General features: G+C 67.8%; 8 protein-coding genes and 3 pseudogenes. 6 read left to right on the forward strand and 5 right to left on the reverse strand.

All coding sequences use genetic code 11. From position 1 onward, the window contains the following. Positions 1 to 93 precede the first annotated feature (93 nt). A complete protein-coding gene (locus ACFYO2_RS49100) occupies positions 94 to 1,017 on the reverse strand; it encodes a hypothetical protein (protein WP_388363914.1) in 924 nt (307 codons plus the stop codon). Positions 1,018 to 1,149: 132 nt separating this feature from the next. Here ACFYO2_RS49100 and ACFYO2_RS49105 point away from each other — a divergent pair. The 5 genes and pseudogenes from ACFYO2_RS49105 to ACFYO2_RS49125 form a co-directional block, all read left to right on the forward strand. Further along, positions 1,150 to 1,446 (forward strand): annotated as a pseudogene (locus ACFYO2_RS49105) (transposase); the annotation flags it as partial. A gap of 370 nt (positions 1,447 to 1,816) precedes the next feature. After that, complete coding sequence (locus ACFYO2_RS49110; protein WP_388363917.1) at positions 1,817 to 2,119, forward strand: hypothetical protein; 303 nt, start codon at positions 1,817 to 1,819, stop codon at positions 2,117 to 2,119. Positions 2,120 to 2,983: 864 nt separating this feature from the next. Further along, complete coding sequence (locus ACFYO2_RS49115) at positions 2,984 to 3,229, forward strand: hypothetical protein (RefSeq protein ID WP_388363919.1); 246 nt, start codon at positions 2,984 to 2,986, stop codon at positions 3,227 to 3,229. A gap of 16 nt (positions 3,230 to 3,245) precedes the next feature. Then, positions 3,246 to 3,473 (forward strand): annotated as a pseudogene (locus ACFYO2_RS49120) (transposase); the annotation flags it as partial. Beyond that, positions 3,450 to 4,304: a transposase gene (locus ACFYO2_RS49125; protein ID WP_388363932.1), complete on the forward strand. Its 855-nt coding sequence runs from the start codon at positions 3,450 to 3,452 to the stop codon at positions 4,302 to 4,304. The pseudogene ACFYO2_RS49120 and the gene ACFYO2_RS49125, both read left to right, overlap by 24 nt. A 54-nt stretch (positions 4,305 to 4,358) precedes the next feature. Here the strand turns inward: ACFYO2_RS49125 and ACFYO2_RS49130 are convergent, their stop codons facing one another. The 3 genes from ACFYO2_RS49130 to ACFYO2_RS49140 form a co-directional block, all read right to left on the reverse strand. Beyond that, on the reverse strand, positions 4,359 to 4,883 hold the full coding sequence (locus ACFYO2_RS49130; protein ID WP_388363922.1) for a hypothetical protein: 525 nt from the start codon (positions 4,881 to 4,883) through the stop codon (positions 4,359 to 4,361). Positions 4,884 to 5,128: 245 nt separating this feature from the next. Continuing rightward, a complete protein-coding gene (locus tag ACFYO2_RS49135) occupies positions 5,129 to 6,235 on the reverse strand; it encodes a hypothetical protein (RefSeq protein ID WP_388363925.1) in 1,107 nt (368 codons plus the stop codon). Between the two features lie 438 nt (positions 6,236 to 6,673). Next, on the reverse strand, positions 6,674 to 7,579 hold the full coding sequence (locus ACFYO2_RS49140) for an NADP-dependent oxidoreductase (RefSeq protein ID WP_388363928.1): 906 nt from the start codon (positions 7,577 to 7,579) through the stop codon (positions 6,674 to 6,676). Between the two features lie 422 nt (positions 7,580 to 8,001). Here ACFYO2_RS49140 and ACFYO2_RS49145 point away from each other — a divergent pair, with 422 nt between their 5' ends. Then, positions 8,002 to 8,358 carry a MerR family transcriptional regulator gene (locus tag ACFYO2_RS49145; protein WP_097289521.1) on the forward strand — a complete coding sequence of 119 codons (357 nt, stop codon included), beginning with the start codon at positions 8,002 to 8,004 and terminating at the stop codon, positions 8,356 to 8,358. Positions 8,359 to 8,702: 344 nt separating this feature from the next. Here the strand turns inward: ACFYO2_RS49145 and ACFYO2_RS49150 are convergent. Then, positions 8,703 to 8,822, reverse strand: a pseudogene (locus ACFYO2_RS49150) (AAA family ATPase); the annotation flags it as partial.

The raw sequence follows: 8,822 nt of genomic DNA on the forward strand, positions 1-8,822 counted from the left end.
CCCTGCGAAACCCCGGCCGTCGCACGGCGAGGGTGCGCATCGTCACCCCCCAGGGCCAGGACCGTCACATGCCAGTCAACACCCGTACGCCAGTTACGCGCCGTGTTCGTCGCGCATCTGCCGGTATCGCTCGGGGTTACGTTGTGCCGGCTCAGCGTCCGACCCTATGGAAGGCCGTGTTCTCGTATAGCTACGGCCAGGTGGCGTGTAGCGCTGCGTAACCATCTGGCAACGCACACACGCGAGCCGCGCAGGGCCACCTCCAAGGCAAGATCGTGCTGACGGTGGTCTCGTGATCGCCGAACTCCAGCATGCCGAGGAGGTGAGGTCCCAGTCGGTGAGCGCGCCGGAGGCTACCGTGGCAGCACGGGCATTGGGCGTGTGCAGTTGGCTCGCGGCCAGGTACTCGGCGCGGCTGGTGGCTTTCTTCTTCGTGGTTTTGCTCTTCGCGCGGTCGATGTAGGCGACACCGCCCGAGGCGTCCACCGTGAGCTGGAACGGCACCGACTCGGTGCGCGTGATCTCGGTGAGCCTGCCCTTGGCTGCGGTGGTCACCAGCCGGTTGCCGTGGGCGGCGACGATGCCATTCTTCGTGGGCACGGCGGAGATGACCTGGCCCGGGTAAGTGGCCGGGGTGCCTGTCTTGCCCGTGGCGGCGTCCACCGTGAGCAGCCGGGTCCGCTGTTCGGCGTCGCTCTCATAAGAGAGCTGGGTGAAGACGGCCTGCTCCCCGTTGCCGCATCCGGGGCTGAAGTAGGCCAGTGATGCTTGGAAGGGCAGCTTGGTGACCGTGCCGGTGGTCAGGTCCACGAGGGCCGCGAAGGCGCCCCGTGCCATGAGTTCGGGCTTGTTGGTGGGTGCGTAGGCGACGGCTGCCCGCTTGCCGGACGCGGTCAGACACGCGTTGCCGATCCAGCTGTCGGTGTCGAACCCGGGCTCGGAGAGAGTGGCCGCAGTCTTCCAGGCGTAGCCGTTGTTCTCGTCGGCCACCAGGAGGTGGAAGCCGGTGCCCGTCACCTGAGGTGGTGAAGGCCGTGTCGGCGGACTTCTTGTAGTCCTGGCCGAGGAGTTCGGTGCGGTCCTCGGAGGGGACGAGGGAAGGCTTGTCGACGTCCTGGGTGTTAGGCCATGTTGCTGAACGCCGCTGGGGATATCACCGCGTTCGCGGACTTCCCGCCAGCGCACTGGAAGAAGATCTGGAGCACCAACCCTCTGGAGCTGCTGAACCGGGAGATCAAGCGGCGGGCCGACGTCGTCCAGGTCTTCCCCAACCCCGCCGCCCTCGGCCGGCTCGCAGCCGCGGTGCTGGCTGAACTGCACGACGAGTGGCAGGTCTTCGACCGCCGCTACCTCTCCGAAACCTCCATGGCCGAACTCCTCACCGCCCACCCCGCCGAGAACGACCGCCGGCTTCCCGCGCCTGAACCGAATCAGCTCGGCCAGTGACTGCACCACTCGGCGAGCCACGACCCGTGGTTGGCAGATGCCACAGCGGGAACCGTCCCGTGCGATGAGGTAGGACAGGACGATGCGGGCACCGCCGAGTCCCAGCTTGTCAGCACGTCGGGCGTGGGCCGACTGCGTGGGCCCGTGCCACTCTCGTGCCAGATGGAACGGGGACTCACCGGGAACCCGAGGTGCAGGGAGGGGGTACAGCCAGACTATGACCAAGGCAGGAGACGTCCAGATCACGCTACTGATAGCCGGACCTCGCTCGGCGTGCGGGCGACATTTTGATGACTTAGCATGAAAAATAGCGCCTGCTAGTCAATTACTGCTCTAGATTACTCTTCTGGTAGGAAAGCAGGGTCACATCATGTACATGATGCGCGAGGTCTACCAAGCTGAACGCGGGAAGGCGCCGGAGATCGTGGCGGCGTTCGAGACCCTCACCAAGGTGTTCGAAGAGGCCGGGTACGCGAACCGGCGAATCTACGTCGATTACGCCGGTCCCATGGATACGGTCGTCTGCCAATGGGAATTCGACAGCCTCGACCAGTACTTCACCATGGAGCGAGCGTTCTTCGTGAATCCAGATGAGAACGCCCAGTCACTGATCGATACGTTTAACAGCAACGCGGTATCCGGCTACAAGGAGATCTACGAGGTCATCCAGTAGCGGATCGCCTGGGCGACAGAGGCCACCGTCACCCGCGCGTTCCCGGGCCACGACCGGCTACACCACTCCGCGGGACGCCATCCATGCGCATGCATCGCTACAACTGCCGCGCTCTCAACTCCTGCACTCGGTTCGCGCAGGTGCCGGATGATCCGGCCCAACTGACACAGCCACCCCGGGGCCCGTGGTGTGTCTGGCCGGTGTCACCGTGTGGGGACGGGGTGGAGGGATTGAGCGGAGGGACAACCGGTCTCCGTCAGACGGTGTCCTGCGTCGTATCGACGCTTGCCAAGGTGGCCCACTTCTGTACGGCAGGGCCGTGGGGACCGGGACGACGCGGGGGCGGACCTTGGACACGCGCAGGTCGGCCTGGAGGCCGCCGGGGGTCTCGGCGTAGTCGCGGACCCGGTTGAAGGGGAGTTCGTGCTCGCTGCCGGCGACGGCGAAGTGCATGAGGACCAGGGCGCGGTCGCGGATGCCCATGAGGTTGTCCGGGCAGGCGGCGCTGATCTTCACCAGGTGCTCGACGAGCAGCGGGCGGGGCCTGGCCACCTCGACCGGCCACCTCGACGGGCCTGACCAGACAGGCGCGTTGTCCTGGGCGGGCCCGGTCGGGGGCCTGGAGGGGTCCGCCGGCACCGCCCGGCGTACGGGCGCCTGCCGAGCTGCTCACGCGCCTGAAGCCTTCGATGTCTGGACCAGGCGGTTGCCTGGGAGGAAGACCTGTCCTGGCAGCCGCATGCCGAGCCGTCGATCCGGGACTTCCTGCGGCGTCTGCTGGAGCGTCTGGACGCGCTGCGGCCGTGGCAGGAGCCGCCGTTCCGCAGCCTCGGGTTCGGCCGCTGGGAGGAGTACAAACGCGGGGTGCGGCTGGCCCACGTACGGCTGTACTCCCCGTCGCAGGACCAGTTGCACGCGCGCTTGCGCACCGTACCCGGGGATGAGGACCGGCTGCGGGGACTGGTGCTGCGTCTGCGGTCCGGGGATGAAGTCGCCCTGGTGGCACCGCCGCTGCCGAACGGATATGACGCGGTACTGATGGCGGTGGCGCCGCACCGGCCCGCGGCGAGGGTGATCGAGGCGTTCCTATGGATCCTCACGATCCAATGATCAGGGTGTCCACGATCAAGGGGCAACGCCCCACCACGTGGTCGATGTGCTCCCGACACGTGAAGCCGGCCCACTGGCCGCCTGGCTGATCCGCCACTCCGGCGTGGAGATCATCTGCCGAGACAGGGCGAGCGCATACGCCGAGGGCGCCCGGCGCGGCGCCCCCGACGCTCTGCAGGTCGCCGACCGGTTCCACCTGTGGCAGGGCCTCGGCCGAGCCGTGGAAACCTGCGTCGCCGCCCACCGCGACTGCCTGCGCAACCCGTCGCCCAACGGCACGCCACCGCAGGACACCCGCCCAGCTCCCGGCCGGTCGCAGGACGACTTGGAGACCGTCGGTCGGCGGGCCGAGCGGAAGAAGGCAGCGCACGCCCTGGTCCACGAACTGCTTGCCCAAGGCCACTCACGCCGGGCAATCGCCCGGCACCTGGGCTGGGGCCTCAACACCGTGCTCCGATACTCGAGCGCCGCCCGCTGGCAGGACACCATCCGCGAGAACCAGCCCCGGCCCAGCAGACTGGACCCCTACAAGCCTTACTTGGAACGGCGATTCGCCGAGGGATGCACCAGCGTCACTCGACTTCACAGCGAGCTGATAGCCGAGCAAGCTCCTGTCACCTACGGCATGGTCCGCGCGCACATCGCCACTTTGCGCGGGGCTCCATCCGGGGCGCCGCCCCGGCCGCCGACGGTGCGGCAGGTGACCGGCTGGCTCACCCGGCACCCCGCGACCCTGACCGAGGAAGACCGCGTCGGCCTGAAGGAAGTCCTGGCGCGCTGCCCCGAGCTGGACAAGGCCGGCGAACATGTCCGCGACTTCGGCGAGATACTCACCGACCGCCTGGGCTCCACACTCCCCACCTGGATCGACACAGTCGACGCCAGCCAGCTGCCCGGTCTCACCGGCTTCGCACTCCACCTGCTCCGCGACCTCGACGCCGTGAAAGCCGGGCTCACTCTCGACTGGAGCTCCGGCAGCATCGAGGGCGCCGTCAACCGCATCAAGAAGATCAAGCGGCAACTCTACGGCCGAGCCGGATTCGAACTACTCCGCAAGATGATCCTGCTTCAGTGACTCTCCGCGATCGACCCCAGATGTTTCGCCAGAAACGCCTCCTGACCCCACTGGTCAGAAGCGCGGCCCGACACTGGGATGTGAGACCAAGGCACAGGCCGCGATCTGCAGTTGCGCTTTCCATGCCGCCTCGTCGAGCCCCAGCGTGTACTCGATGCAGCACGCGCATGGCGGGAGTAGTGCCACGAAGGCTTGCTCTTCGGCGGTCTCGACCTCCATCTCTGACCACTCGTCCGATGCCAACTCGGCAAGATCCACCTCCCCGGCGCTGAATCGCGCGGCCAGCCTGCGCAGTGCGTATCGTCGGGCCACGTAGTGATCGGGCAGAATGATCCCCAATTCTTCAAGAGCCTGCTCGAATGTGTCACGGATGTCCCGGGGGTCCGCATGACGCGGCAGACCGGCGAGCTCGCACAGGGTCGGCGCGTCCATTCCCATTGCGATTGCCTGGGCAGCGGTCATCGGCAGGTCTTCCGGACACACCTGATCCGCCTGATACAGCCACGCTGCCTCCACCAGGGGCGGATAAGCGCTGCGGACAGGGCTGTCGGGTTCGGATGTGTCGTCTATCGCTGCCATGATTCATACGATGCCAGCACAGCTCGCGAGAGTGCCCGGACATTTCGACTGTCCCGGCAAACCGCCCTACGGGCTGACCCAACTCATGCTGTTGCCCCGGTGACACTCCGCGACCGCTCCCCAAGATCTGTGCCAGAACCGAGAACGGACAGCAGATGTTCACCACTTCGGGAGGCACCGCCGTCCGGCGCTGTTCGATTGCGGAGCAGGTCGGAGACAGGGCACCGACACCTTTGGTCAGTCCTTTAGAAGAGGCCGGCGCGCATGTGCTGCGTGAGGTTCTCGGAGACCTCGCGCAACCACGGACTGCGGACGGCTGGCAGCCGGACCAGGGTGTGCTGAAACGCGCCCGGATCGGCCCGGAACAAGTACCGGGGGCGCGGTGCGGGCGGGTCGTCGCGAAGGACGCCGTCGGGCATGCCGCCCGACGCGGGAACGGGCAGGTGCGGCTTGGGGAAGGCCAGCCACAACCACACCCCGAACGGCAGAGGCACCGGATAGGCCGTAGTGGCCGGGCCGACCGGGGTCCAAGTCTCTCCGGTCTGCGGATGGGTCGGCACGAGGACGACGTCAGCGTCCGCGTCGGGGGCGGGCTGCCCTGGTCCGGCTAGAACGGCGCGCCGTGCCCACAGACCCGCGGGCAGCAGGGCGTCGAGGGCGCGTTGGAACACTTCCTTACTCAGACCGTCCGGGGCGGTCACCGGCCGACCCTCCGAGGCTGCCAGCAGGTGAGCGAGTGCCCGGCCGACCGCGGCCTCCCACTGTGGGCTCCACGACCAGAAATGGTTCGGCCCGAGCCGGGACCCCCATGTGGCGATCGGCTCGAACGGAGGCGTGCCTTTTCCTTCCTCCAACAGCTCTGCCCAGGAGAGCGGTGCGGAGTCGGCGCCGTCGACAGGGAGGCGGCGCACGGCGTTGGGGGTGAGCCATACCGCCTGCCAGAGTGAGCAGTCGTCGATCCGGCTCGCGACGGGCAGGCCGCATTCCTCGCAGGCCATGTTGGGGCCGTCTGCTCCGTCGAGGCCGCAGCAGTAGCCGCCGGCCCTCTCCGGGATCAGCAGGGTGCCGCGGGCGTCGCCGGGTGCGATGACGATCGCGCCGGGGGCGCCGTCGGAGAGGGCGTGAACCGGCGCGTAGATGCCGCGGGTCACCGCCTCGTCCAGATGGATCTCCTCCCATCTCCGCCACGGCGGCCCCCAGGGCTCCGGGTTTACGGCGAACGTGCCCGACTCCATCAGCACCGGGAGCTGAATCCCGTTCCCGTACTTCTGATGAGCGTGGGCCGGCAGGGCGACCCGGGACAGCGGGTTGGTCAGCTCGGCGCCGCACCCCACACACACGAAAACGAACAAATGCCCTCCGCTGGTGAAACAGAGGGCATCGTCGCAGCTCCGTGGCAGACCGGCCAACGTGTTTTCAATCCACTGCGGGGCCGAAGCACAGCCATGACGTTGAGCATCACCGTTCGAATCCACTGCCCGCTCTGGCGCCTCCCGAAGTGGTGAACATGCGCTGTCCGTTCTCGTGGACAAAGCCAACCGATTGAGAACCCGTATTTGAACCCCTCTCACGGGGCTGCTGAAGCTGGATGAGGCTAGTGCCCGTGGACGACGGCGCATGTGCCACGTGCGGTGCCTGAGTGGGGGCGGCCTGCTTGACGAGGCGCCATGGAGATCGGCCCGCTCCGGACCGCCCGCTCGCCGGTACCGATCGAGGGCACGCTCGCCACGCAGGCCCGCACGTTGCGAGTTACCTACCTCGTGGGCCTGTTCAGATACAGATCGGCCTGTTCAGATGCAGATCACGATCTTTCCTCGGGTGCGCTCACGCTCGGCGTGCGCGTGGGCGTCGGCGATCCGCTCCAGGGGGTAGGCCTGTTCGATACGGGGTGTGTAGCGGCCTTGCCCGCCCAGTTCCGCCGCCGTGGACAGGAGAGTGGAATCGTTCTCCGCGTTGACCACATGCGTGCCCAGGCGCTGCCCGCCCGCATGGTCGGCGACCGTCGCGACGCGCTTCGGGTCACCTGTGATCGCGACGAGGTCGTCCAGCGATCCGGAGGCCGCGGTGTCGAGCACGATGTCGACTCCGCGCGGGGCGAGAGCGGACAGACGCTGCGCGAGGCCGGGGCCGTAGGTGGTGGGAACGGCGCCGAGTGCGGTGAGGAACTCGTGGTTGCGTTCACTGGCTGTCCCGATCACAGTGGCACCTTGCGCTACCGCGATCTCGACCGCCGCGCTGCCCACGCCTCCGGCGGCGCCCTCGACGAGAAGGGTGCGCCCCGCGAGGGAGCCGAGCGCGTCGAGCCCACGCATCGCGGTCACTGACGCGAGACCGGCACCAGCGGCCTGCTCGTCGTTCCACGTGGCGGGGGTGTGCGCCCAGGCCGAGAGGATGAGCAGCTCTGCGGTCGCCCCGGTGACACCGCCCAGTCCGAAGACACGGTCGCCGATGCTCACCCCCTGCACCCCGTCGCCGATCTCGTCGACCACACCGGCGCCGTCGCGCCCGGGAATGGCGGGCAGCTCCAGGGGAATCAGCTGGTGCAGGGCGCCGGCGCGCAGCTTCCAGTCGATGGGATTGACGCTGGCCGCCGCGACGCGGACACGGATCTCACCGGGTCCGGGGTGGGGGTCGGGGGCCTGCTCGATCACCAGGCTCTCCGCTCCGCCGTATTCGTGGAACCGGGCTGCGCGCATAATGGTCTGCCTTACTTTGACGGGCCGGAATGACGTGTTCATCCGACGCTCGTCACTCTAGAACCTGACGTTGACGTGAGGTGCAAGTCGCAACTGCCGCCCGGCCGGAGCAGGCGCGGATGGGTGAGGTTGCCGAGCGGGCGGGGGTGAGCGTGGGGGCCTGCGCCACTTCGAGGGATCACGCCGCCCGTCACGGTCGACACCCATGTGCCCTCGGGCGGGCTCGGCGATCCCGGCACGACGCGAGGACTGCCGTGCGTACGTGAACCGCGTGAACGCCCCTCGGGTCCGCCACCGGGTCATGATCAATCTCGGCGCCGGCAACGGTTCGATCGGCCCCCAGGGCTGCCCCCGGAGCCGGTATCGCTAGCCTAAACTTGACGTCAACGTGAGGTACGAGCGGGAAGGGAGCGACCTGCGTCATGCGCATCGGACAGCTTGCCAGGCGGTCAGGGGTCAGCGTGCGGGCCCTGCGCTACTACGAGGAACAGCGGCTCCTGGAATCGGCGCGGACGCCCGGTGGGCAGCGGGACTATCCCGACGAAGCCCTGGAGCGGGTCCAGCTCATCCAGGACCTCTTCGCGGCCGGCCTCTCCAGCCGTACCGTCGTCGAACTCCTGCCGTGCGTGAGCACCGGCGTCGCGACCCCCGCCATGCTCGACCAGCTCATCATCGAACGCGACCGCATCGCCGCACGCATCCAGGACCTGACCCGGGCCAAGACCAAACTCGGCCGCGTGATCGAGAATGTGACCGCGGCGAACGTGGCGCAGGACTGATCAACCCGTCGCGAGGGGTGGGGCCCCGACCTATCCGGCATCTACCGGGCGACATCGCGCGTGAACAGGTCTCCCCACCCGGTCGGGTCCGTGAGCGCCACCGCCACCCCTCCCCTGTACCCGCCATGGACGATCAACGCCTCCACGGTTTCGGCCGAGCGAAGCCCACTCGTACATGCCTGACTTGCCTTACATCGCTTCAACCCGTTGACCTGTAGAGACACTTGACAGCACTAGATAAAAGGAGAAGCGATTCGACGCCTGACCGCTCGGTACTGCCCGGCAAGTAGAGGACTGGAGAAGGGCGCCGACGTGCCCGGCCCCGTAGGACGGCGCCGTCTTCTTCAGCCTGCGGCGACCGCGGCGGCTTGTTGTTCGGCGCGGGCGCGGGTGGCCGCGAGGCGGTAGGAGTCGGTGCCGGTCTCGATGATGTTGCCGCCGAACGTCAGCCGGTCCACGATCGC

The organism is Streptomyces sp. NPDC006602 (assembly GCF_042870385.1).
Lineage (GTDB): Bacteria > Actinomycetota > Actinomycetes > Streptomycetales > Streptomycetaceae > Streptomyces.